Source organism: Neisseria musculi (assembly GCF_014297595.2).
GTDB lineage: Bacteria > Pseudomonadota > Gammaproteobacteria > Burkholderiales > Neisseriaceae > Neisseria > Neisseria musculi.
Genome location: NZ_CP060414.2, coordinates 1942824 through 1967428 on the forward strand (window position 1 = coordinate 1942824; position 24605 = coordinate 1967428).

At 52.3% G+C, this 24605-nt stretch carries 18 protein-coding genes and 4 tRNA genes; 1 reads left to right on the forward strand and 21 read right to left on the reverse strand.

Annotation, left to right across the window (positions count from 1 at the left end):
- Positions 1–114 precede the first annotated feature (114 nt).
- From rpoC to def, 21 genes are all read right to left on the reverse strand, one after another.
- A complete protein-coding gene (gene rpoC / locus H7A79_RS10210; RefSeq protein WP_187000171.1) occupies positions 115–4290 on the reverse strand; it encodes a DNA-directed RNA polymerase subunit beta' in 4176 nt (1391 codons plus the stop codon).
- Positions 4291–4498: 208 nt separating this feature from the next.
- Complete coding sequence (rpoB, locus tag H7A79_RS10215; RefSeq protein WP_187000172.1) at positions 4499–8677, reverse strand: DNA-directed RNA polymerase subunit beta; 4179 nt, start codon at positions 8675–8677, stop codon at positions 4499–4501.
- 251 nt (positions 8678–8928) lie between these two features.
- Entirely contained in the window at positions 8929–9303 is a 375-nt protein-coding gene (gene rplL / locus H7A79_RS10220) for a 50S ribosomal protein L7/L12 (RefSeq protein ID WP_135034611.1), read from the reverse strand.
- Between the two features lie 50 nt (positions 9304–9353).
- Positions 9354–9854, reverse strand: coding sequence for a 50S ribosomal protein L10 (rplJ, locus tag H7A79_RS10225; protein WP_135034610.1), 501 nt, complete (start codon positions 9852–9854; stop codon positions 9354–9356).
- A 235-nt stretch (positions 9855–10089) separates the two neighbouring features.
- Complete coding sequence (gene rplA, locus H7A79_RS10230) at positions 10090–10785, reverse strand: 50S ribosomal protein L1 (RefSeq protein ID WP_187000173.1); 696 nt, start codon at positions 10783–10785, stop codon at positions 10090–10092.
- The gene (gene rplK / locus H7A79_RS10235) at positions 10785–11216 is read right to left on the reverse strand and encodes a 50S ribosomal protein L11 (protein ID WP_135034608.1); all 432 of its coding nucleotides are present in this window, start codon (positions 11214–11216) and stop codon (positions 10785–10787) included. The genes rplA and rplK overlap by 1 nt, the downstream gene beginning before the upstream one ends.
- A gap of 114 nt (positions 11217–11330) precedes the next feature.
- Complete coding sequence (gene nusG / locus H7A79_RS10240) at positions 11331–11867, reverse strand: transcription termination/antitermination protein NusG (RefSeq protein WP_135034607.1); 537 nt, start codon at positions 11865–11867, stop codon at positions 11331–11333.
- A 2-nt stretch (positions 11868–11869) separates the two neighbouring features.
- Positions 11870–12319: a preprotein translocase subunit SecE gene (secE, locus tag H7A79_RS10245; RefSeq protein WP_187000174.1), complete on the reverse strand. Its 450-nt coding sequence runs from the start codon at positions 12317–12319 to the stop codon at positions 11870–11872.
- 165 nt (positions 12320–12484) lie between these two features.
- Positions 12485–12560, reverse strand: a tRNA-Trp gene (locus H7A79_RS10250).
- Positions 12561–12569: 9 nt separating this feature from the next.
- Positions 12570–13754, reverse strand: coding sequence for an elongation factor Tu (gene tuf / locus H7A79_RS10255; RefSeq protein ID WP_187000175.1), 1185 nt, complete (start codon positions 13752–13754; stop codon positions 12570–12572).
- A 47-nt stretch (positions 13755–13801) separates the two neighbouring features.
- Positions 13802–13876, reverse strand: a tRNA-Thr gene (locus H7A79_RS10260).
- A gap of 10 nt (positions 13877–13886) precedes the next feature.
- Positions 13887–13960: transfer RNA gene (locus tag H7A79_RS10265), tRNA-Gly, on the reverse strand.
- Between the two features lie 38 nt (positions 13961–13998).
- A tRNA-Tyr gene (locus tag H7A79_RS10270) sits at positions 13999–14082 on the reverse strand.
- A gap of 128 nt (positions 14083–14210) precedes the next feature.
- Complete coding sequence (locus H7A79_RS10275) at positions 14211–14462, reverse strand: YfhL family 4Fe-4S dicluster ferredoxin (protein WP_135034603.1); 252 nt, start codon at positions 14460–14462, stop codon at positions 14211–14213.
- 182 nt (positions 14463–14644) lie between these two features.
- Positions 14645–16051: an OmpP1/FadL family transporter gene (locus H7A79_RS10280; protein ID WP_187000176.1), complete on the reverse strand. Its 1407-nt coding sequence runs from the start codon at positions 16049–16051 to the stop codon at positions 14645–14647.
- 338 nt (positions 16052–16389) lie between these two features.
- Positions 16390–17670: a sigma-54-dependent transcriptional regulator gene (locus H7A79_RS10285; RefSeq protein ID WP_187000177.1), complete on the reverse strand. Its 1281-nt coding sequence runs from the start codon at positions 17668–17670 to the stop codon at positions 16390–16392.
- Positions 17663–19786 carry a sensor histidine kinase gene (locus H7A79_RS10290; protein ID WP_187000178.1) on the reverse strand — a complete coding sequence of 708 codons (2124 nt, stop codon included), beginning with the start codon at positions 19784–19786 and terminating at the stop codon, positions 17663–17665. Before H7A79_RS10290 ends, H7A79_RS10285 begins: the two co-directional genes overlap by 8 nt.
- A 3-nt stretch (positions 19787–19789) precedes the next feature.
- Positions 19790–20383 carry a DUF4390 domain-containing protein gene (locus H7A79_RS10295; protein ID WP_187000179.1) on the reverse strand — a complete coding sequence of 198 codons (594 nt, stop codon included), beginning with the start codon at positions 20381–20383 and terminating at the stop codon, positions 19790–19792.
- Positions 20349–21608 (reverse strand): 16S rRNA (cytosine(967)-C(5))-methyltransferase RsmB, encoded by a 1260-nt coding sequence (gene rsmB / locus H7A79_RS10300; protein WP_135034598.1) that lies wholly within the window; start codon positions 21606–21608, stop codon positions 20349–20351. The genes H7A79_RS10295 and rsmB overlap by 35 nt, the downstream gene beginning before the upstream one ends.
- Positions 21605–22528: a methionyl-tRNA formyltransferase gene (fmt, locus tag H7A79_RS10305; protein ID WP_187000180.1), complete on the reverse strand. Its 924-nt coding sequence runs from the start codon at positions 22526–22528 to the stop codon at positions 21605–21607. The genes rsmB and fmt overlap by 4 nt, the downstream gene beginning before the upstream one ends.
- Before the next feature lie 25 nt (positions 22529–22553).
- Entirely contained in the window at positions 22554–23057 is a 504-nt protein-coding gene (def, locus tag H7A79_RS10310) for a peptide deformylase (RefSeq protein WP_135034596.1), read from the reverse strand.
- Between the two features lie 157 nt (positions 23058–23214).
- Between def and H7A79_RS10315 the strand changes: the two genes are divergently transcribed.
- Entirely contained in the window at positions 23215–24495 is a 1281-nt protein-coding gene (locus H7A79_RS10315; RefSeq protein WP_187000181.1) for a LysM peptidoglycan-binding domain-containing protein, read from the forward strand.
- The last annotated feature ends 110 nt before the right edge of the window (positions 24496–24605 follow it).

The following is a 24605-nucleotide window of genomic DNA, read 5'->3' on the forward strand; positions in this document are numbered from 1 at the left end:
CATAAGGCCGCAAACTCCCCCATCGCGGCCTGCCCGAGTTTTCGATGTATAAAAAACACCGGCTGCTTTTGCAACCGGTGTTCCGGCAGACCTTACGGCCTGCAATGCTGCGGCTTATTCGGCTTCTTTCACCTGCTCGGCCACTTCGGCTTCGTGATGCGCCTGCCATACCTGGCGGCGGGTGCGGTGGTAGGTCAACCCCGTGCCAGCAGGAATCAGACGGCCGACAATCACGTTTTCTTTCAGACCGCGCAGTTCGTCCTGCTTGCCCATAATGGCTGCTTCGGTGAGCACACGGGTGGTTTCTTGGAACGATGCGGCCGAAATGAAGCTGTCGGTTGAAAGCGAGGCTTTGGTAATGCCCAACAACACGTTATCATAGCGTGCAAGCTCTTTGCCCTCGGCTGCCGCTTTTTCGTTGGCCAGGGTAACATCGCTGCGCTCTACCTGCTCGCCGGTGATGAAGCCTGTTTCACCGCCGTCTGCGATATTCACGCGGCGCAGCATCTGGCGGATAATCACCTCGATGTGTTTGTCGGAAATCTTCACGCCCTGCAGACGGTAAACTTCCTGAACCTCCTGCACGATGTAGCGCGCCAATGCTTCAATGCCTTGCAGGCGCAGAATGTCGTGCGGATCGACTGCGCCGTCCACGATGGTTTCGCCGCGGTTTACCACTTGCCCATCGTGCACCAGAATCTGTTTCTCTTTGGAAATCAGAGTTTCGTAAGCCACACCGTCAACATCGGTGATAATCAGGCGCTGTTTGCCTTTGGTTTCTTTGCCAAACGACACGGTGCCGGTTACTTCGGCCAGCATGCCGGCATCTTTGGGTACGCGGGCTTCAAACAGCTCGGCCACACGCGGCAGACCGCCGGTGATGTCGCGGGTTTTGGAAGAAGCCTGCGGAATGCGCGCCAGCACATCGCCCTTGCCGATTTCCTGCCCTTCGCGCACGGTAATCACGGCACCGACTGGGAAAGCCATGGAAACAGCGGTGCTGGTTCCGGGAATGCACACTTCTTCGCCGTTTTCGTTGAGCAGTTTCACGGTGGGGCGCAGCAGTTTGGATGCGGAGGCCGAACGGCGTTTGCCGTCAATCACCACCAGTGTGGACAAACCGGTTACATCATCGGTTTGTTTGGCAACGGTTACGCCCTCTTCCACATTCTCGAATTTCACCAAACCGGCGTGTTCGGTAATCATCGGGCGGGTGTGCGGATCCCAGGTTGCCAGCGTTTGACCGGCTTTCACCGATGCACCGTCCTGCACCAGCAAAATGGCACCGTATGGCACTTTGTGGCGTTCGCGCTCACGGCCGATTTCGTCATGAATCACCACTTCGCAGGAGCGGCCGATAACCACCAGCTCGCCTTTGTTGTTGGCAACATAACGCATCTGGCTGCTGAAACGGGCGGTGCCGTTGGATTTGGCTTCCACTTGACTGGCGGCGGCGGCACGCGATGCGGCACCGCCGATGTGGAAGGTGCGCATGGTCAGCTGGGTACCCGGCTCGCCGATGGATTGGGCGGCAATCACGCCGACAGCTTCGCCGGTATTGACCAGTTTGCCGCGCGCCAAATCGCGCCCGTAGCAGTGGGCGCACAGGCCGTAGCGGGTTTTACAGGTAATCGGGGTGCGTACTTTCACTTCATCGATGCCGGACTGGTCGATTAAATCGACTAACTGCTCGTTCAGCAGTGTGCCGGCTTCCACCAGCGTTGCGCCGGAAGAGTCCACCACATCGGCAGCGGTTACCCGGCCGAGAATACGGTCGCGCAGCGGCTCGATAACATCACCGCCCTGCACCACGGCTTTCATCACAAAGCCGTCTGAAGTGCCGCAATCGTCTTCCACTACAACCAAATCTTGGGTTACGTCCACCAAACGGCGGGTCAGATAACCGGAGTTGGCGGTTTTCAAGGCGGTGTCGGCCAAACCTTTACGCGCGCCGTGGGTGGCGATAAAGTATTGCAATACCGTCAAACCTTCACGGAAATTGGAAGTGATCGGCGTTTCGATAATCGAACCGTCCGGCTTCGCCATCAGGCCGCGCATACCGGAAAGCTGTTTGATTTGCGCTGCCGAGCCGCGGGCACCCGAGTCGGCCATCATATAGATGGAGTTGAACGACTCCTGATCCACTTCGTTGCCTTCGCGGTCGATCACTTTTTGTTTGGAAAGATTGTCCATCATGGCTTTGGCGATTTTGTCGCCGGCACGCCCCCAGATATCGACCACTTTGTTGTAGCGCTCGCCGTTGGTAACCAAACCTTGGCGGTATTGGTTTTCGATTTCCTTCACTTCGCCTTGCGCTTCGGCCAACAGGGCGGCTTTTTCTTTCGGGATTTCCATGTCGTCCACGCAAATCGAGATGCCGCCTTTGGCCGCATAGGCAAAGCCGGTGTACATCAGGTGGTCGGCAAAAATCACGGTATCGCGCAGGCCGCACAGGCGGAACGAGGCGTTAATCAGCTTGGAAATCTCTTTCTTTTTAAGCGTTTTATTAATATATTCAAACGGCAGCCCTTTGGGCAGGATTTCACTCAGCAACGCACGGCCGACAGTAGTTTCGTAGCGTTTCAACACCGGCTCCTGCCCGCCTTGCCCATTGCGCTCCCACTCGCGCAGACGCACGGTGATTTTGGTGCCCAGTTCCACTTGATTGGTGTGGTAGGCGCGGTGCACCTCCCTCACATCGGCAAACAGGCTGCCTTCGCCCTTGCCGTTGATGCGGTCGCGGGTCATATAATACAGGCCCAATACGATGTCTTGCGAAGGCACAATAATCGGCTCTCCGTTGGCGGGCGACAACACATTGTTGGAAGCCAGCATCAATGTGCGCGCTTCCATTTGCGCCTCAAGACTCAATGGAACGTGAACGGCCATTTGGTCGCCGTCGAAGTCGGCGTTAAACGCGGCACATACCAAGGGGTGCAGCTGAATGGCCTTGCCTTCGATCAGAATCGGTTCAAACGCCTGAATGCCCAAGCGGTGCAGTGTCGGCGCGCGGTTGAGCATAATCGGGTGCTCTCGGATAACCTCTTCCAAGATATCCCAAACTTCAGGCACTTCCTGTTCCACCAGTTTTTTGGCGGCTTTCACGGTTGATGCCTGACCCTGCTTTTCCAGCTTGTGGAAAATAAACGGTTTAAACAGCTCCAATGCCATTTTTTTAGGCAGACCGCATTGGTGCAGGCGCAGATAAGGGCCTACTGTAATCACGGAACGGCCTGAATAATCAACCCGTTTACCCAGCAGGTTTTGACGGAAACGGCCGCCCTTGCCTTTAATCATGTCGGCCAGCGATTTAAGCGGGCGCTTGTTGGCGCCGGTCATGGCCTTGCCGCGGCGGCCGTTGTCGAGCAACGAATCCACAGCTTCTTGCAGCATACGTTTTTCGTTGCGCACGATAATGTCGGGAGCGTGCAACTCCAGCAGGCGTTTCAGGCGGTTGTTGCGGTTGATGACGCGGCGGTATAAATCATTCAGATCGGAAGTGGCGAAGCGCCCGCCGTCAAGCGGCACCAGCGGGCGCAAATCCGGCGGCAACACCGGCAGCACGTCCATAATCATCCATTCGAGCTTCATGCCGCTGCGCTGGAAAGCTTCCAGCACTTTCAGGCGTTTGGCAATTTTTTTGATTTTGGTGTCGGAGCCGGTAGATTCCAACTCTTGGCGCAGAATTTCTACTTCTGAAGCAATATTGAGCATACGCAGCAGCTCGCGGATACCTTCGGCACCCATTTTGGCATCGAAATCATCGCCGTATTCTTCGAGCTTGGCATAGTAGTCGTCTTCGGTCAGCAGCTGACCGCGTTGCAGCGGGGTCATGCCGGGTTCGGTTACCACATAGGCTTCAAAATACAGCACGCGCTCGATATCGCGCAGGGTCATGTCCAACACCATGCCCAAACGCGAGGGCAGCGATTTCAAAAACCAGATGTGCGCAACGGGCGCAGCCAGTTCGATGTGGCCCATGCGTTCGCGGCGCACTTTGGAAAGGGTAACTTCCACGCCGCATTTTTCGCAGGTTACGCCTTTGAATTTCAGGCGTTTGTATTTGCCGCACAAGCATTCGTAATCTTTTACCGGGCCGAAGATTTTGGCGCAGAACAAACCATCGCGCTCGGGCTTGAAGGTACGGTAGTTGATGGTTTCGGGTTTTTTCACTTCGCCGTAAGACCACGAGCGGATGGTTTCGGGTGAGGCAATACCGATTTTGATGGCATCAAATTCTTCTTCTATGCCGGCAGATTGCAACGGATTGAACAGGTTCATTAAATTCATTTTGGCTCCTTAGAAGGAAGTATTGTTGGCAGCAATGCGGATATTCGGTTCAGGTTGCATGGCAGGGCTTTTCAGACGGCCTGATATTGCCCGCGCGGTTTTATGCCGTTTTACAGACACCGCCGTCAGCTTGCCGGCTCTTGCCGGCGCAGCCCCTATGCCTTTTTCAGACGGCCCGGAACACACAGGCCGTCTGAAAACCTGTTGGTCAATAACGTTCCAAATCGATATCCAAGCCCAGCGAGCGGATTTCTTTAACCAATACGTTGAACGATTCAGGCATACCGGCATCGATTTTATGCTCGCCTTTCACAATATTTTCATACATTTTGGTGCGGCCTGTTACATCATCGGACTTCACGGTCAGCATCTCTTGCAAGGTATAGGCTGCGCCGTAGGCCTCAAGCGCCCATACCTCCATCTCACCGAAACGCTGGCCGCCGAACTGCGCCTTGCCGCCCAGCGGCTGTTGGGTAACCAGGCTGTAGGGGCCGGTTGAGCGGGCGTGCATTTTTTCGTCTACCAAGTGGTGCAGTTTCAGGTAGTGCATCACACCCACCGTTACTTTGCGGTCGAACGCTTCGCCGGAACGGCCGTCATACAGGGTAATCTGGGTTTTGCTGTCGTTGAAGCCGAGTTTCTGCACTTCTGCATCACTATCCGGATAGGCCAAATCCAACATACTGTAGATTTCGTTTTCTTTGGCACCGTCAAACACCGGCGAAGCAAAAGTGGCGCCGTGCTTCAAATTGGCGGCCAACTCTAGAATTTCATCATCGCTCAACTCATCGAGGTTTTCCCGCTTGCCGCTGCCGTTATACAGCTGGTTTAAGAAGGCGCGGATTTCGCCCGTTTTGCGCTGTTCGGCCAGCATACGCTCGATACGCTCGCCGATGCCTTTTGCCGCCCAGCCCAAATGCACTTCGAGAATCTGGCCAATATTCATACGGCTGGGTACGCCCAACGGATTCAACACGATGTCCACAGGACGACCGTCTGCCATGTAGGGCATATCTTCCACAGGCAGAATGCGCGATACCACGCCTTTGTTGCCGTGACGGCCTGCCATTTTGTCGCCTGCCTGCAGGCGGCGTTTGATGGCGATAAACACTTTCACCATTTTTTGCACGCCGGGCTGCAATTCATCGCCCTGGGTCAGCTTTTTCTTTTTAATCTCATACAGTTCTTCGGCTTCTTCGCGTTTTTGCTGCAGGCTGACTTTAATCAGCTCGAGCTGTTTGGCCAGCGGTTCATCGCTCAAACGGATATCAAACCAATCATGCTTGCTCGGCAACGAAGCCAGATATTCGGCAGTAATTTTGCTGCCTTTGGCCAACTTCAGCGGGCCGCCGTTGGCTTTCTGTCCGACTATCATGCGCTCGATACGGCTGAAAGCATCGTTGTCGAAAATACGCAGCTGGTCGCTCAGATCCTGGCGGTAGCGTTTGAGCTCGGCATCGATAATCGATTGGGCGCGTTTGTCGCGCTGGATGCCTTCGCGGGTAAACACCTGCACATCAATCACCGTGCCGCTCATACCGGTGGGCATACGCAGCGAAGTGTCTTTCACATCGGAAGCTTTTTCACCGAAAATGGCACGCAGCAGTTTTTCTTCGGGAGTAAGCTGGGTTTCGCCTTTGGGGGTAACTTTACCTACCAGCACATCGCCGGCCTCTACTTCGGCACCGATATACACAATACCCGATTCGTCCAAACGGTTTTGCATCCGCTCCGACAGGTTGGGAATATCGCGGGTAATGTCTTCCGCACCCAATTTGGTATCCCGCGCCACCACATTCAATTCTTCGATGTGGATGGAGGTGTAGCGGTCATCCGCAGCGACTTTTTCTGAAATCAGAATCGAATCTTCATAGTTGTAACCGTTCCACGGCATGAAGGCGATGGTCATATTTTGACCCAAAGCCAGCTCGCCCAAATCGGTGGATGCTCCATCGGCCACCACATCACCGCGCTGCAATACATCGCCCGCTTTCACCACCGGGCGTTGGTTGATATTGGTCGATTGGTTGGAGCGGGTGAATTTCACCAGGTTGTAAATATCCACCCCCACTTCGCCCGCCGTGGCTTCATCATCGTGTACGCGCACGACAATACGGTTGGCATCCACATACTCCACCACGCCGCCCCTGCGGGCCACAATGGCGGTGGCGGAATCGACAGCCACCGAACGCTCGATACCGGTGCCGACCATCGGTTTTTCAGGACGCAGGCACGGCACTGCCTGACGCTGCATATTCGCCCCCATCAAGGCGCGGTTGGCATCGTCGTGTTCCAGAAACGGAATCAGCGAAGCAGCCACAGAGACCACTTGGCCGGTCGCCACATCCATATATTGCACACGGTCGGCAGTGGCCATAATGGTTTCGCCTTTTTCACGGCAGGTAATCAAATCACCGGTCAAACGGCCGTCTGAATCCAATTCGGCATTGGCCTGCGCAATCACATAACGCCCCTCTTCAATGGCCGACAAGTAATCGATTTCATTTGTAACCCTGCCTTCCACCACCCGGCGGTAAGGGGTTTCCAAGAAGCCGTATTCGTTAGTGCGGGCAAATACCGACAGCGAATTGATCAAGCCGATGTTCGGCCCTTCGGGCGTTTCAATCGGACACACGCGCCCGTAGTGGGTCGGGTGTACATCGCGCACCTCAAAGCCTGCGCGCTCGCGGGTTAAGCCGCCCGGACCGAGCGCCGATACACGGCGTTTGTGGGTGATTTCCGAAAGAGGGTTGGTTTGATCCATAAACTGGCTCAGTTGGCTGGAGCCGAAAAACTCTTTAATCGCTGCAGAAACGGGTTTGGCATTAATCAAATCGTGCGGCATCAAGTTTTCTGATTCCGCTTGGTTCAAACGCTCTTTCACTGCACGCTCCACACGCGCCAAGCCGCTGCGGAACTGGTTTTCAGTCAATTCGCCGACCGAGCGCACGCGGCGGTTGCCCAAGTGGTCGATATCGTCCACTTCGCCGTGACCGTTGCGCAACTCTACCAAAGTGGCGATAGAAGCCACAATGTCTTCCACACTCAGCACATAGCCGCCCTTTTCGGCCGCTCCGGTAAAAGTTTGGTTCAACAGGCGGCCATACCATGATTCGGCCTGCGCTTCGCCCAACTTCTGCTCGTAAGTACGGGTGTTGAACTTCATACGGCCCACACGCGACAAATCGTAACTGTCTTCACTAAAAAACAGCCGGTTAAACAGCAATTCTACGGCCTCTTCGGTAGGCGGTTCGCCCGGGCGCATCATACGGTAAATCGCCACGCGCGCCGCCTGCTGGTCGGCGGTTTCGTCAGCACGCAAAGTATTGGAAATGTAACCGCCCTGCCCCAACTCATTAATATACAGGGTTTCAATTTTCTCAATAGCGTGAATATCGAATTTTGCCAGCAGTTCTTCGGTGATTTCGTCATTGGCAACTGCCAGCACTTCACCTGTGTCGGGTACGATTAAATCGGCAGCCAACACTCTGCCCAACAGGCTTTCCTGATCCACATCCAAACGGGTAAGACCCGCATTACCTATATCGCGGATATTTTTCGCAGTAATGCGTTTTCCCTTGACAACCAATACGTTGCCTTCTTTATCGACAATATCGAATTTGGCAGTTTCCCCTTTCAGACGGCCTGCAATCAAATCTGTTTGTACGCCGTTTTTAGACAAGTAAAATGTTTCTTTATCGTAGAAAGTATCGAGAATCTGCTCGTTATTGTAGCCTAAGGCTTTGAGCAGAATCGTTACCGGCATCTTGCGGCGGCGGTCAATACGGAAATACAGTAAATCTTTCGGATCAAACTCGAAATCCAACCAAGAGCCGCGGTAGGGAATGATACGGGCAGAAAAAAGCAATTTGCCGGAAGAATGGGTTTTGCCGCGGTCGTGCTCGAAAAACACCCCCGGAGAGCGGTGAAGCTGCGACACGATCACACGCTCGGTACCGTTAATCACAAACGAACCGCTGGGTGTCATCAGCGGGATTTCCCCCATATACACCTCGTTTTCACGCACTTCTTTTACTGTGGGCTTGGAAGCTTCTTTGTCTAAAATCACCAGACGGATTCGCGCACGCAACGGGGCTGCATAAGTGATACCGCGCAATTGGCACTCAGGAATATCGAACAACGGTTCACCCAAGGTGTAATGCACAAATTCCAAACGTGCGTAACCGTTGTGGCTAACAATCGGAAAAATTGAATTAAAGGCCGCCTGGAGACCTTCTTCGCTACGTTTGTCAAAAGGCTTGTCCAGCTGCAAAAATTTAGAATAAGAGTCCAGCTGGGTAGCCAACAAAAACGGCACCTCCAACACGTTAGCCCGTTTGGCAAAACTCTTACGGATGCGTTTTTTCTCAGTAAAAGAATAACTCATAAAAAACTCCAGGATAGGGAGGGCTTTTAAAAATTAAGAGATTGAAGCTGCCTTAAGCCTGACAGCGATTAGGAATCCGACTGGCGATGCCGTCATCGATTGTCTGCAAACTTCGCCATACTTCAAATATTTACATTTATTTTCAATAAATACAGAAAGAAATTGTCAATAAGTGTAAATATTCCGTTTTTTATCAATAAAAAGCAAAACAAGGCTGGCAGAGCCTGCCAGCCTTTATTCACCACAACGGATTATTTAATTTCAACTTTTGCACCGGCTTCTTCCAGCTGTTTCTGGATATCTTCAGCTTCAGCTTTAGAAACCCCCTCTTTAACAGCTTTGGGAGCACCGTCAACCATATCTTTAGCTTCTTTCAAGCCCAAGCCTGTAATGGCACGAACCACCTTAATCACGCCTACTTTCTGGTCACCGGCAGCAGCCAAGATAACGTCAAACTCAGTTTTCTCTTCAGCGGCGGCACCTGTAGCGGCACCGGCAGGGCCTGCAACAGCAACAGCAGCGGCAGACACACCGAATTTTTCTTCAAAAGCTTTAACCAAGTCGTTCAATTCCATAACAGTTAAAGAACCAACAGCTTCCAAAATGTCTTCTTTAGTAATAGCCATGCTATTCAAACTCCAAATTTATATTAAAAACTTTAATCGAAACAAAATACTTAAGCAGCTTCTTCAGCAACTTTTTTCTCAGCCAGAGCAGCCAAAGCGCGGGCAAAGCCTGAAACAGGTGCCTGCATAACGAACAGCAGTTTGGACAACAGCTCTTCACGGCTTGGAATGGATGCTAACTCGCTTACTTCGGCAGCATTCAATACATTGCCATTGTAAGACCCGGCTTTGATAATGATTTTGTCGTCTTTTTTCGCGAACTGATGCAGCACTTTTGCAGCGGCTACAGCATCTTCAGAAGCGGCGTAAACCAACGGACCTGTCATTTGGTCTGCCAAACCTGCAAATGAAGTACCTTCTACTGCGCGACGGGCCAATGTATTTTTCAGAACGCGCAAATACACGCCTTCTTTACGAGCATTGGCACGAAGCTCTGTCATGCTGGCAACACTGATACCGCGATACTCGGCAACCACCAAAGTTTGTGCATGAGCAATCGCAGCACTAATCTCTTCAACGGCCACCTTCTTGGTTTCAATATTGAGACTCAAGGTCTACCTCCCACTGTTAAACAAAGAAATACCAAAGTATTTCACCAGCGCGGCAACCTAAAAAGACATTTTACAAGAAATACTTGATTATTCGATTCAGGACTACCGTCTGCGTAGGGCAGTTATGATTAAATCTTGCGATCCCTACGGTCTTGGACATCTACTTAAAAAATTAAGTAGCCCACCCATTCAGACGGCCTATTCGGCACATCTCAATAGACCATCTGAAATTTTTTTAACTGCTTATGCTTGAAGTATCAACACGCACCCCCAGCCCCATAGTGCTGGATACAGCCACTTTGCGCAAATATTGCCCCTTCGCGGCGGCAGGCTTGGCTTTTATGATAGCATCTAACAAAGCATCGAAATTCTCTCGCAAATCAGCCTTAGCAAAAGAAGCTCGACCAATAGTAGCATGCACAATACCAGCCTTATCGGTACGATATTGCACCTGGCCTGCTTTGGCATTTTTTACCGCTTCGGAAACATTCGGGGTTACCGTGCCAACTTTAGGGTTCGGCATTAAACCGCGCGGGCCTAAAATTGTACCCAACTGGCCGACAATACGCATAGCATCAGGAGAGGCAATCACCACATCGAAATTTAGATTGCCTTTCTTCACTTCCTCAGCCAAATCTTCGAAACCCACCACATCCGCACCAGCCACTTTAGCTGCTTCGGCATTCGCACCTTGGGCAAACACAGCAACACGTGTTACCTTTCCAGTACCCTTAGGCAATACAACCGAGCCACGGATAACTTGATCCGACTTACGGGGATCCACACCCAAATTGAACGAAACATCAACAGACTCATCGAATTTTGCAGTTGCCGCCTCTTTTACCAAAGCAATTGCTTCATCAATCGCATACAGTTTGTTAGCTTCCACCGAGGCCTGCAATGTTTTCAAACGTTTAGAAATTTTAGCCATCACACACCCTCCACATCCAAACCCATAGAGCGGGCTGAGCCAGCAATCGTACGAACCGCAGCATCCAAATCGGCTGCAGTTAGATCAGGCTCTTTAGTTTTTGCAATTTCTTCCAGCTGGGTGCGGGTTACTTTACCCACTTTGTTGGTTAGCGGATTCGAGCTGCCTTTTTGCAAACCGGCTGCTTTTTTCAGCAAAATGGTAGCAGGCGGGGTTTTCATTACAAAAGTGAATGATTTGTCCGCAAATGCAGTAATCACCACAGGAATCGGCAAGCCCGGCTCCATGGATTGAGTAGCAGCATTAAATGCCTTACAAAATTCCATGATATTCAACCCCCGCTGACCCAAAGCCGGCCCCACGGGAGGAGAAGGATTTGCCTTGCCTGCAGGAATCTGCAGCTTGATGTAGCCAATGATTTTCTTTGCCACTTTACATAGCTCCTAATTAAGCGGGTATAACGCGAAAACTTCGCTCCCCAAAAATAGACCCGATATTATACTTTACACAAAACATAATATCAATTTATTTCTATTTGCTGCCAATTACTGAATTTTTTCCACTTGATTAAACTCAAGCTCAACAGGCGTTTCGCGACCGAAAATCTGTACCGAAACGCGCAGCTTATTGCGCTCATAATTGACTTCTTCAACAATCCCGTTAAAGTCGGCAAACGGACCGTCGTTCACACGCACCTGCTGACCGACCTCAAACTCGACCTTAGGCTTAGGTTTTTCAACCCCTGTCTGAACCTGTTGCAAAATTGCATCAACTTCTTTTTGAGAAATCGGCATCGGGCGATTGGCGGTTCCACCGATAAAACCAGAAACCCTGGGAGTGCTTTTTACCAAATGCCAAGAATCATCGGTCATCTCCATTTCAATCAACACATAACCAGGAAAAAACTTGCGTTCACTAATAGTTTTTCGGCCATTTTTAATATCTACCACCTCTTCGACAGGCACCAAAATCTGTCCAAAGCAATCACTCATATTTTCACGCGCAATACGCTCTTTTAAAGTTTTCTGCACGTTTTTTTCAAAACCGGAATAAGCCTGCACAACATACCAACGTTTAGACATTTTTATCCCCTCTTTAACAACAAATCAAAAAACAGCCATGAAATCAAACTGTCTACCGCATAGATAAACAACGACAACACCGCAACAAAGACCACAACAAAAAAAGTCATCCGAACAGCATCTTGACGGGATGGCCAAACAACTTTTTTAAATTCAACAACAGAGTCGCGAACATAAACCACCAAACGACGGCCAAAATCGCACCAATAAAATATAATCAACAAACCCACAATCACGCCGACTACAGGAAATAATGCCCGCACATATATTGATAGGTTTTGTACGTTATAGAAAGCCCACAATCCTGCCACAACCAGTGCAACCGCAATCGCTAACTTGAAAACGTCACCCCCCTTGGGACCAGAGCCATAACTACGCTCAGAGAACTTAGTTTCCGTCCGCACAAGCCGACCGGGCTTTTTTTCCTTATCCTGCGGTATATTTTCAGCCATCTTTTTTCCAATATGCAATGAAAGACTTCAATGCAGCCTAGCTACATTAAAAAAATAATTTAAATGAAGTAATAAAACTTAGCTACCTGAAATTATAAGGAATAAAATAATAATTGCTTGAAACGGTAAAAAATTAACCGGCACAAAGGCCGGTTAATTTTTTATTGGCAGGCCAGGAGGGTCTCGAACCCCCAACCCTCGGTTTTGGAGACCGATACTCTACCAATTGAGCTACTGGCCTCTAAAATAATCAAGCGATGATGGAAGATACCACACCGGCACCCACAGTACGGCCGCCCTCGCGAATCGCAAAGCGCAAACCGTCTTCCATTGCAATCGGCGCAATCAATTCTACCGTGATGGTTACGTTTTCACCCGGCATAACCATTTCCACACCCTCTTCCAAAGTTACCGCGCCGGTAACATCGGTGGTGCGGAAGTAGAACTGCGGACGGTAGTTGGCGAAGAACGGAGTATGGCGGCCGCCCTCTTCTTTGCTCAACACATACACTTCGGCTTTGAACTTGGTGTGCGGGGTAATCGAGCCGGGCTTGGCCAATACTTGACCGCGCTCCACTTCTTCACGCTTGGTGCCCCGCAGCAAAACACCCACGTTGTCGCCTGCCTGACCCTGATCCAGCAGCTTGCGGAACATTTCCACGCCGGTACAGGTGGTTTTTTGGGTGGCTTTCAGGCCTACGATTTCGATTTCATCGCCTACGTTGATGATACCGCGCTCCACACGGCCGGTTACCACAGTGCCGCGGCCGGAGATGGAGAATACGTCTTCAATCGGCAGCAGGAAAGGTTTGTCTACGGCACGCTCGGGTGTGGGGATGTAGCTGTCCAAAGCGGCGGCCAGTTCGAAGATTTTTTCTTTGTAGCCGGCATCGCCTTCCAAGGCGCGCAGGGCGGAACCTTGCACGATCGGGCAGTCGTCGCCGGGGAAGTCGTAGCTTGACAGCAGGTCGCGGATTTCCATCTCAACCAGCTCCAGCAGCTCGGCATCGTCAACCATGTCGCATTTGTTCATGAATACGATGATGTAGGGCACACCCACTTGGCGGGCCAGCAGGATGTGTTCTCGGGTTTGCGGCATGGGGCCGTCTGCAGCGGACACCACCAAAATCGCGCCGTCCATTTGGGCGGCACCGGTAATCATGTTTTTAACGTAGTCGGCGTGGCCCGGGCAGTCTACGTGGGCGTAGTGGCGGCCTTCGGTTTCGTATTCCACGTGCGAGGTATTGATGGTGATGCCGCGGGCTTTTTCTTCCGGGGCATTGTCGATTTGGTCGTAGCCTTTAGCCTGACCGCCGAATTTTTCTGCCAAAATGGTGGTCAGTGCGGCAGTCAAAGTGGTTTTACCATGGTCAACGTGACCGATGGTGCCAACGTTTACGTGCGGCTTGCTCCGCTCGAATTTCTCTTTAGCCATGGCAATTTCCTATTCCTAAAGATTTAAGTCCGGGTAAATAAATGAATTGGTGCCCATGGGCAGAATTGAACTGCCGACCTCTCCCTTACCAAGGGAGTGCTCTACCCCTGAGCTACATGGGCTGATTTTTTTTGGAGCGGGTGAAGGGAATCGAACCCTCACCGTAAGCTTGGAAGGCTTCTGCTCTACCATTGAGCTACACCCGCTTACTCTGTTTCTCTGCTCCAAGTTTGATTGGATTTTTTGGTGGAGGGAGAAGGATTCGAACCTTCGAAGCTTACGCAACAGATTTACAGTCTGCCCCCTTTGACCGCTCGGGAATCCCTCCAAAAAGAGAGATGCAATATTAGAGACTTCCCGCAACCCAGTCAAGATGATTTTTGCTTTTTTTTATTGATCAATCTTAATATGGTAATTTTAAATAAATTTATTTTATTCAGACGGCCTCTGAACGGCTTATCTCTCTGCAACAATACGTTCGTATTTTGCCTGCAGTTGCTCTTGGCTTTCGGGATTTTCTTCATCAATCAGAATGCAGTCTACCGGACATACCTGCTGACACTGGGGCTCATCGTAGTGTCCGACACATTGTGTGCACAGGTTGGGGTTGATTTCATAGATCTCCTCCCCTTGTGAGATGGCATCGTTAGGACACTCAGGCTCGCAGACATCACAGTTAATACACTCATCCGTGATAAAGAGCGACATTTTTTATTCCTTTAAAAATATTGAGTTCAAAACCGAAGGCGGATTATAACATAAACCGCTTTAAAACCATTGCCTTCCACTTCAGAATAAAACGCCGAAGGCCGTCCGGGTGTTTTCAGACGGCCTGATATATTGCCCCCGGTGAAAGGAGGCATTTTTACATTCTTTGGTGTGTTTATTTTTTAAAATCGGTAGCTGTATTGCAAACCTACGATATGGGCGTGGCTTTTATAGCCGGCAGATGATGAAACGTTACTGTCCACCGTGGTTACCTGTGCGTTGGAAGGTTTATCCTGCACAACAGCATCGCTCTTCTGGATATATATATAGCTGTATGCAGCGTTTAACGTATGATTTTTGCCGATATCGTATTTTGCACCCAGCGAATACCAAATGCGGTTGTTGTCGGGCATGGTAACCAACCGCTCGTTGGTATTGCGCACGGGGGATTGGTCATAAGCCATACCGAAGCGCAATTGCAGGGGGTTGCTGATTTGGTATGCTGCTCCGAGCGATACTTTATAAGTATCGCGCCAATTAGGTTCGATGACGGTTTGGTTGGACGGCCGACCGCTGACAGTCCGTTTGGCGTTTTCAAACTGTAATTCAGCACGGTTAAAGCGCGAATGGCGCGTCCATGTTACATCGCCGAACAAATCCCATTGTCTGCCCGCGCGATACATACCGTGTACCGACAAGGATTCGGGCGTGGTGATTTTCAGGCCGGCTTTTTCATGCGCCACATAGCCGGTTCCGCCGTTTTCCAATGTTTTGCCGATACGGGCAGCATACAGGCGCTGTGCTACAGCACCCTGCGCCGTCCAATCCGCCGATCCCGCCAAATGATGCTTGATGTGCGAACGGTAATTTACGCCCACACGGCTGCGGTCATTAATATCCCACATCCAAGCCAAATGGTAGCCGAAGCCCCAATCTTTGCCTTTAACTTCGGAGTAGCCGTCCATATTGCCGACCCCGGCAGGGTCAGGATTGAGCACAGTGTGCCGCACCGATGCCGCCCAATCTGCATATTTCCGCAACTCGGCCGTGCTGTATTGGGCAACGGCACCTATGGCAACCGAATGGTTTTCGTTTAATTTGAATGCCACGGCAGGCTCTACCGCAACAGAAGTCAATTCGGTTTTATTCAGGTTGTAACGCAAGGCAGAATCATGATCGTATTCGGTTTTGGAACCAAACGGTACATAAACACCCAAACCGGCAGCCACATCATCGTTTACTTTATAGGCACCGTAAAGATGCGGGGCAAATACCAAGTCTTTGGTGATTTTACCGCTGCTGCTGCTATTACTAACCGCCGTCCCCCCGTTATAAACTGCCCTGCCTTCACGATATTTCACACTGGGGGATACGAGGTTTAAGGAAGCGGAAATTTCAGAGCTTTCCAGCTTAACGAGGCCTGCGGGATTGTAAAACAAGGTTGATGCATCTGCAGCTTCGCCGGCGGCGGCATTGGCTGTGCTCTGCGCCGAAACGGACTGTGTGCCGAAATGATAACCGGAAGCGTATGCCTGCACGGCAAATGCCGCACCGACAATCATAGCAAGGTAATGCGGTGTGTATTTCATAGTTTCAAACCCATCAAAAAATTAAGACGGAACAATCTGTAAAAGCGTCCGATGTCGATGCCGCCCTACACGGTAGACTGCTGTTTTGCTGTTTTACATTAAAGTACCGCCTGCTGCATCGGTAGTGTTTTATTACAAAATTTAGTGTAGGCACTCGATTCTATAATAATTTTTTTCACTTTATGCTGTTTTTCTCACAAAACAGGCCGTCTGAACAATACTTTGTTGTTTTCTGCCTACCCTCCGCAAACATTTGTAATACGGAAAGGCTTAAAAAAAGCCGCTCAGGCCGTCTGAAAAATTTTCAGACGGCCTGAGCGGTTAAATCCATTTCATACTTATTCATCGGTGTTTTTATCACCGCCGCGGCGCGAAAAATTGATACCCAGCTGCTTCAGTTTGCGGTAAAGGTGGGTACGTTCCAAGCCCACTTTCTGCGCCACTCTGCTCATATTGTGGCTTTCCTGAACGATATGGTATTCGAAATAACGGCGTTCCAATTCTTCGCGCAATTCGCGCAACGGCATATTGAAGTTGAAACCGCCCACCATCTCCGACACCGGTGCCCGGTTCATCTGCCCGAGCACGGCACCTGCCGCCTGCTCATCCACTTCTCCGCCCTCCGCGCCCAATGCGAGATTTTTCACAACGCTGCGCAATTGCTCGAAATTGCCCGGCCAATCATATTGGCGCAAAACATTCAATGCTGCGGGGCTGAATTTTACCGGCGTGATTTTCTGCGTTTCGGCCAACCCGCTCAGAATCTGCCCAACCAAAAACACTATATCGTCGGGTTGGCTGCGCAGCGGCGGAATCTGAATTATATATGCCGACAGCGCCTCTTGCAGCCTGGCATCCGCAACCGGGTTTTCGGCTGCTTCGCTTTGCCGGCTGGCGGCGCAAACAATCCGCACATTGCTGCGCTCGGCTTTGCCCAATAAAAAAGCAATACCCTGTTGCAGGCTTTTGCTGTATTCGGAAATATCGCCGAGATACAATATGCCGCCTGCCGCTTTTTGCAGTAGTTCCATCGGGATATCAACGATATGCTCGGTTTTTCCCGGCTCCACCCACGGGCTGCCGGCCTTATGGAAATACCGCGCCACCATCTCAAACGGCGATCCGCCCTCACCGGTTAGCAGCACAGGCTTGTTTTGTTTGATTGCCGGCTCCAGCGCGCGGTTAAGCTCTTGAATCGATGGGCTGTTGCCGAGTTTGTCGAGCGAAAGCCCTGCAGCAGCCTGCATTTCGCCGTATTTCAGCGCGCGGTCAACCGTACTCAGCAGTTTTTGCAGCGCAATAGGCTTTTCAAGAAAATCCAACGCACCGATTTTGGTGGCCTCCACAGCCGTATCGATGCTGGCATGGCCGCTCATCATCACTACCGGCATAGTGAGCTGACCGTTTTTTGCCCACTCTTTCAAAAGAGTGATGCCGTCACAATCGGGCATCCAGATATCGAGCAGCACCATCGCCGGGCGGGTTTGGTGGCGGAGCTGGCGCGCTTCTTCGGCATTTTCGGCCAAGGTAACGGTGTAGCCTTCGTCTTGGAGGATTTCCGAGAGCAGGTCGCGGATACCGATTTCATCGTCCACAATTAAAATATCACTACTACGCATATGCTTCTACCAATCTGGGTAAGACTATTCTGACACACGCGCCGCCCTCTGCCGGATTGCTCAGGCCGATGCGGCCGCCGTGTTCTTCGATGATTTTTTTCACAACGGGCAAACCCAAGCCGGTGCCGGCGGGTTTGTCGGTTACATAAGGCTCGAACGCATGATGCAGCATTTCTTTGCTGAAACTTTTGCCGTTATTGGTTACGGTAAGCACCACATGTTTGCCGTCTTCGGCCGGCTGAGTACACACACGGACAACCGGCAGGCTTTCTTCTTCGGCCGCTTCGGCCGCATTTTTGAAAATATTGTGCAACACCTGCCGCATAGCGGTAGTGTCAGCCGCAACGAAAAGGGCTATATTACTTAAATCGGGGGTGAATGTACACTTACTGCCTTCATATAAAAACAGAATTTCTTCAATAATTTGGTTCAAATCAAGCGGTTCGAGTTTGAGCGAGGGCGCACGCGCATAATTGCGGAAGGCTTCCACCATTTCTTTCAACGCCGCCACCTGCTTGATAATCGTGCCGGTGGAACGCGTCAGAATCTGCGCATCTTGTTCGCCAAGTTTATCATGCAATTTCCATGCCAATCTTTCGGCAGAAAGCTGGATAGGGGTAAGCGGATTGCGGATTTCGTGTGCCAACCGTTTGGCCACTTCTCCCCAAGCCGCTTCTTTTTGCGCCCGCACCAGTGTGGTGATGTCGTCAAACACCATCACGATACCGTTGTCGTTGTCATCGGGCAGAATGGTGGCTTTGCCCAGCAGAATCCGCGCTTCATCGGGAGCGGCATAGCTCAGCTGCACGGCTTTGTCCACCGGCGCAGTTTCCACGATGGAAGCGAATGTTTCTGCCAATACAGCGTGCTGCGGCGACTGCTTCGGCCAATCATGCCAACTGGTGCCGGCCAAATCCTGCAATGAAACACCGAGTATATGCTCCGCACTTTCGTTATAGGCTTTCAGACGGCCTGTGTCGTCTATCGTTACCACGCCGGTGGTCAGGCTCGACAACACGCATTCGAGATAATGGCGGGCGGCTTCCTGCTGCACACGGTTGCGCTCGCTGGCCTCTTGGGCAATGCTCAGCTGCTCGGTCATGTGGTTGAACAAATGCGTAAGCCTGCCGAATTCATCGTTGCGGAAAACCGGCCGTTTCTGCGAAAAATCACCCTGCGCCACCGCCCGCGCGCCTTCTGCCAGCGACAACACCGGTTCGACAAAACGGCGGGCGAAATACAGCGCCATTACCAAAGCCAGCATAATCGCCAGCAAAGTGGTTACCAGCAGAGTGACCAGAAAAAACGTTTGCAGGCCTTGCTTGGCATAAGTCAGCTCGGCATATTTGGCGCGCGCCGCTTCAATCAGCGTGGCATCTTGCGCCACGTTTTCAGGGACAGCCTGCCGGAAAAACAGCGCACTGCTGCCGTTGTCGGTATTCACCGCCAGCCAACCTTGCGCATACAGCACACCGCCGACATTTTCGATACTCCGCGCCGATCCGGACTTTTCCAGCAGATCGCGTGTTACGTTATCCAACACCGGTGCCGGCAATTTGGCGGGGTTGCGCACCACCTCTAGTGCCTGCGTGTTCAGGTTGTACACCGCAAGCTGGCTGAATTGCTGTGTATCGGGTGCGCGCTCCAATGCACGGCTCAGGCTCCGCCCCAAAGATGCGCTGCTGATCAAGTCGATTTGCAGCGGGACGGCATTGCGCATACTGTTATCCAACGCCAGATTTAACGCCGATTTGCTTAAGTTTAACCCGCGCTCGAGCGCATCATGGGTATCGTTGCCAAACCATGAATTGATGCTGTTGGAAATAAACTGGGCCGACACGCCGAACAAAAACAACCCCGGCAACACCGCCACCAACGTAAACATACCTGCCAGGCGGCGGGCGATCTGCGAGCCGAACACGCCGCGCTGCACATCGCGCAGCAGCAGGCGGACATAACGCACCAGCACCGCCAGCAGCACCGCCACCAACACACTGCTTGCTGCGATAATCCACCAGAAATAGTCGCCCAAAATACTGTCGTTGCCGGTGGCCAGCGTGAGAATATAGAGCGAAACAAATGCAAGCACACCGGCAATAAAGAGGAAATAACGCATGGTTTATTCCTGCGAGATATTGAGCGGCTGCCAGCCCGAATCGAGCTGCCAGCTTTTCGATGTAAGCGCATTAATCTGAAACGGCTTGGGCAGCTGGGCGGTACTCAGCGCCAGGCGGATTTCAGCCTTGGATTCACGCGGGCCGACACCGCTGAGTGCCCCGCTGCCCAGCACCCGCCAGTTGGCCACCGCGCCCACGCCCCTGAGGGCGGTTTCCAAGCTGTTGTATTCGGTGGAAAACGTACCCACGGCAACGCGGTAGCGGTTGGTTAGCGGATGGTAGGAAAGTTTGTATTGAATCGAGCTGTCGCTGCCCACCAGTTGGCCGAATTTAAAGCGGTAGGCCGCTATCGTGGGGGCGGAAAGCTGGTAGTTCAGGGTAAATGTGAGCGGCACGCCTTGATTGAGTGCCTGTTTGAGCTGGTCGGGCAAATCGGTTTTGAAGCGGCTGCTCACCAGCATCTGCCCCGATGATGTGAGCACGGCCTGCATACGGATCGCGCTGATGCCTTCTGCGGCCGTCTGAAAAGACGCGGCCAGCAAAACAGGCAGCAACAGTAGTTTACTGTTTTTGAATAAGCGCGTAATAAAAGCCATCTTGCTGTTTGTTGGGTAAAAGCACCCTCTGCCCTACACATTCGGCATCGGGGTGGCGGTTGAGGAATTTTTGCAGCTGCTGCTCGTTTTCTTCGACAAAAACCGAGCAGGTAGCCAACAGCATTCTGCCGTTTTGCGTCAGGGTCTGCCACAGTGTGTCGAGCAGCTTTTCCTGCCTGCGGGCGGTTTTAGCGGCATCTGTGGGGCGGCGCTGCCATTTGATGTCGGGATTGCGCTTGAGCACGCCCGAGGCGGTGCAGGGCACATCGGCCAATACGGCATCGAAGGGGCGTCCGTTATACCATGCATTTAAATCCTGCGCATCGGCGCATTGCAAAGAGGCCGTCTGAAAACCCAGCCTGTGCAGATTATCCGCCACTCTTTTCAGACGGCCTGCATCTATATCCAAAGCGGTAACTTCGCAGTCGGCCAGTTCCAATATATGGCCGGTTTTGCCGCCGGGCGCGGCGCAGGCATCCAAAATACGTTCGCCCTGTTGCGGATTCAGAATATGGGCCGCCTGCTGGGCACCGAAATCCTGCACCGATACCAGGCCGTCTGAAAAACCGGGCAGCAGGGCAACCGGCACGGCTGTTTCAAGCATCACGGCGTAGTCGTCCAACACTTTTGCCGCCATGCCCGCCTGCGCCAACCCGGCCGCATAATCTCCGGCATTGCTGCGGCGGCGGTTGACCCGCAGAATCATCGGCGGATGCTGCTGCCAGGCGGCGGCCATGTTGTGCCAATGCACCGGATAGTGGTTTTTCAGATACTGTATCCACCACGCAGGCAGATTGTATTTCGCCACATCGTTGTGTTTGCAGGCCGCCGCCAGTTTGCCACGCTCGCGCAAAAAGCGGCGCAAAACAGCATTGGCAAAAGAACGGTATTGCCCTTTGCCGATTTTGGCGGCTTCTTCCACCGCTTCATTCACCACCGCATGGGGCGCGTTGCGGGTGTAGTGCAGCTGGTAGAGCGCGGCCAGCAGCAGGCTTTCGAGCTGCGGGTCGGCAATTGGTTTGGCGAGCATTTTGCCGAGCATGAATTTCAGGCTGCCCAAATAACGCTGACAACCATAGGCAATGTCTTGCAGCGTGCCGTTTTCCTGCGGGCTTAAATCAGGCTGCCCTGCGCGGATGGCGGCCAACACGTCTTGCAGGTTCTGCCCTGCCGCCACCGCCGCTATGCTTTGGGCGGCGAGTTTCTGCGCTAAAGCCATGCTCACAGCCGCTCCCCTGCCGCTATGCGGTTGCCGGCGGCAAAGGCGGCGATACTCATACGCCTGCTGCCGGCGGGCTGTAATTCGGTAATGTTCACAGCCTGCTCCCCGCAGGCCACAATCAGGCCGTCTGAGCCGCAATGCAGCACTTCTCCCGCCTCGCCGCTCTGCGCCACTATTTCGGCCCGCCAGATTTTCAGGGGTTTGCCCTGATATTCGGTCCAGGCACCGGGCACCGGGTTGAAAGCGCGGATTTTGCGCTCGACCACAGCGGCAGGCTCGCCCCAAACAATTCTGGCTTCTTCTTTGCTCAATTTCTGTGCATACGTTACACCGCTTTCAGGCTGGGGAATGCTTTTCAGACGGCCTTCCTGCTGCAAACGTTGTAAATCAGACACAATTGCCTGCGCACCGATTTCCGCCAAAGCGTCATGCATGTTTTGGGCGGTGTCTGCCGTTTTAATGGTATAGCGGTGTGCGCTGACCACATTGCCGGTGTCCAAGCCCGCATCCATCTGCATAATGCACACGCCGGTTTCGACATCGCCCGCCTCCAGCGCGCGCTGTATCGGTGCAGCACCGCGCCAGCGCGGCAGCAGCGAAGCGTGAATGTTCAAACAACCGTGTTTCGGGATATCGAGCACGGCCTGCGGCAGAATCAGGCCGTAAGCAGCCACCACCATCACATCGGCGTGTTGTCTGCGCAACAGCTCCTGCGCCTCTTCATTACGCAAACCCGGGGGTTGGGCAACGGCAAGCCCCAATGCTTCGGCAGCTTGCTTGACCGGGCTTGCCTGCAGCAGCATACCCCGCCCTTTGGGGCGGTCGGGCTGAGTCAGCACCAGCGGAATTTCAAAACCCGCCGCTGCAATGGCTTTCAGGGCGGAGGCGGCAAAATCGGGGGTGCCGGCAAAAATAACTTTCATGATGATAAAAAGGCCGTCTGAAAGATTAGAGATTGTGTTTCTGACGCTTCTTCAGCTTGGTTTTGATGCGGTTTTGCTTCAATTGCGACAAGTGTTCCACAAACACTTTGCCCATCAGATGATCGAGTTCGTGCTGTATGCAGATGGCCAGCAGGCCGTCTGCTTCGAGCGTGAATTTTTCACCGTTTTCGTTGAGAGCTTCAACGGTTACACGCTCGGCACGGGTTACGGTGTCGTAAATACCCGGCACGGAAAGGCAGCCTTCTTCATAAGAGGTTTCGCCGTCCTTGTGCGTGATTACAGGGTTGATAAACACGCGCGGTTCGCTTTTATCCTCGGTTAAATCCATCACCACCACCCGCTCGTGCACATCAACCTGTGTGGCGGCCAAGCCGATGCCGCGCGCTTCATACATTGTGTCGAACATATCTGCCACCAGCGTTTTAATGCGCCCGTCTATCTCGGCCACCGGTGCAGCAACCTTGTGCAAACGTTCATCGGGATACTGAAGAATGTTAAGTAATGCCATAATTTCATCTCAAATGTAAAAATATGTGTGTTTAATGCTATGATAACGGCAATATTAGGTGGTAAAATATCACCTATGATTCAATCGGGCTGCCAAGTCCAACCGTTAATCGTTAATTTCAAAGATAACCGATTCCGATTTCTAAGGGGAACAAGTCATGCAAAAACACATTATAACCTTGCTTTGCGCCGTAGGTTTGGCAATTTCCGGCCAAGCTTCGGCCGCAGCTTTAAAAGTGCGCCCCGATGCGCCCCGGCGCTATGTGGTGAAACCAGGCGACACATTATGGGGCATTTCGGGCAAATACCTTTACAGCCCGTGGCAGTGGAACCGCCTGTGGGGCGCCAACCGCAATGCCGTGCGCAACCCGCATATGATTTATCCCGGCCAGGTGTTGGTGTTGCGCTATATCAACGGCCGCCCCGTGCTGGGTTTCGACAAAGCCGTGTCTTACCGCGAAGGCGGCATTCCCGTGGTGAAACTTGCACCGCGTGTGCGCGAAATGTCGGCAGGTTACGGCATCCAAACCATTAACGTCAATTTCTACCGCATGTTTATGCAGCACCCGCAGGTGATTCCCCAGGAGCAAACCCAAAACGCACCTCGCTTAATCGACGGCCCCGACAGCCGCATCCTCTACAGCAAAGGCGACCGCGTATACGCTTACGGCATCACCGAACCCGGGCGCTACTTGGTTTACCGTGCGGTTAAAGACATCACCGACCCGGATACCAAAAAATATCTCGGCCAAGAAGTGGTGTTCGGCGGCATCGTGAGCACCCTGCCGCACACCAACAGCGCGCTGGATGCCCGCAGTGAAAAAGATGTCCGCTCGCTGCCGAGCAACGAATACTACACCCGCCTGCACCCTTTGGTGAAAGTGCCTACCCAAACCGCGCAGCCGATGGTGGTAGAAGAAGCCGTTTCCGAAGTGCGCAAAGGCGACTTCCTGCTGAAAATAACCGATGAAGCCGACAGCTTCCAAATCATGCCGCACGCACCCAGCCGCCATATCGATGCCAAAGTAGTATCCATTTTCAACGGTATCGGCGAAGCCGGCCAGTTCCAAACCATCACACTCAACAAAGGTGAAGCAGACGGTTTGGACAAAGGTACGGTATTGAGCCTCTACAAACGCAGCCGCCAAACAAAAGTAGAGTTGGAAAACGGCCGAAAAGGCAGCCGCAGCGTAGTGAAATACGTGTCGATTCCGGCCGAAGAAGCCGGCTTGGCCATGATATACCGCACCGGCCCGAATTTGTCTTCAGCCATTATTTTGGAGAGCTTAACCAGCATCAATATCGGCGATACCGCATCAGAACCCGGCCAAGATTTGGACAATATGGCCGATGATACCCCGCATGCGCCGAATGTACCGCAGGAGCCGCACGATACCGAATTAAACGAATACAACATCAACAGCAACATCACCCCCTGACAAACAGCAAACAGGTCTCATTCAGGCCGTCTGAAAAAGGCACGCCCTCACGCGTGCTTTTTTTGTTGCCGTTTTCACCACACATTCACCCTTCTGCCACACTTAAATGT

Coding starts and splice junctions, on each gene's coding strand:
- rpoC (WP_187000171.1), bottom strand. CDS start 4,290: ATGAATTTAATGAACCTGTTCAATCCGTTGCAATCTGCCGGCATAGAA.
- rpoB (WP_187000172.1), bottom strand. CDS start 8,677: ATGAGTTATTCTTTTACTGAGAAAAAACGCATCCGTAAGAGTTTTGCC.
- rplL (WP_135034611.1), bottom strand. CDS start 9,303: ATGGCTATTACTAAAGAAGACATTTTGGAAGCTGTTGGTTCTTTAACT.
- rplA (WP_187000173.1), bottom strand. CDS start 10,785: ATGGCTAAAATTTCTAAACGTTTGAAAACATTGCAGGCCTCGGTGGAA.
- nusG (WP_135034607.1), bottom strand. CDS start 11,867: ATGTCTAAACGTTGGTATGTTGTGCAGGCTTATTCCGGTTTTGAAAAA.
- secE (WP_187000174.1), bottom strand. CDS start 12,319: ATGGCTGAAAATATACCGCAGGATAAGGAAAAAAAGCCCGGTCGGCTT.
- tuf (WP_187000175.1), bottom strand. CDS start 13,754: ATGGCTAAAGAGAAATTCGAGCGGAGCAAGCCGCACGTAAACGTTGGC.
- H7A79_RS10275 (WP_135034603.1), bottom strand. CDS start 14,462: ATGTCGCTCTTTATCACGGATGAGTGTATTAACTGTGATGTCTGCGAG.
- H7A79_RS10280 (WP_187000176.1), bottom strand. CDS start 16,051: ATGAAATACACACCGCATTACCTTGCTATGATTGTCGGTGCGGCATTT.
- H7A79_RS10285 (WP_187000177.1), bottom strand. CDS start 17,670: ATGCGTAGTAGTGATATTTTAATTGTGGACGATGAAATCGGTATCCGC.
- H7A79_RS10290 (WP_187000178.1), bottom strand. CDS start 19,786: ATGCGTTATTTCCTCTTTATTGCCGGTGTGCTTGCATTTGTTTCGCTC.
- H7A79_RS10295 (WP_187000179.1), bottom strand. CDS start 20,383: ATGGCTTTTATTACGCGCTTATTCAAAAACAGTAAACTACTGTTGCTG.
- fmt (WP_187000180.1), bottom strand. CDS start 22,528: ATGAAAGTTATTTTTGCCGGCACCCCCGATTTTGCCGCCTCCGCCCTG.
- def (WP_135034596.1), bottom strand. CDS start 23,057: ATGGCATTACTTAACATTCTTCAGTATCCCGATGAACGTTTGCACAAG.
- H7A79_RS10315 (WP_187000181.1), top strand. CDS start 23,215: ATGCAAAAACACATTATAACCTTGCTTTGCGCCGTAGGTTTGGCAATT.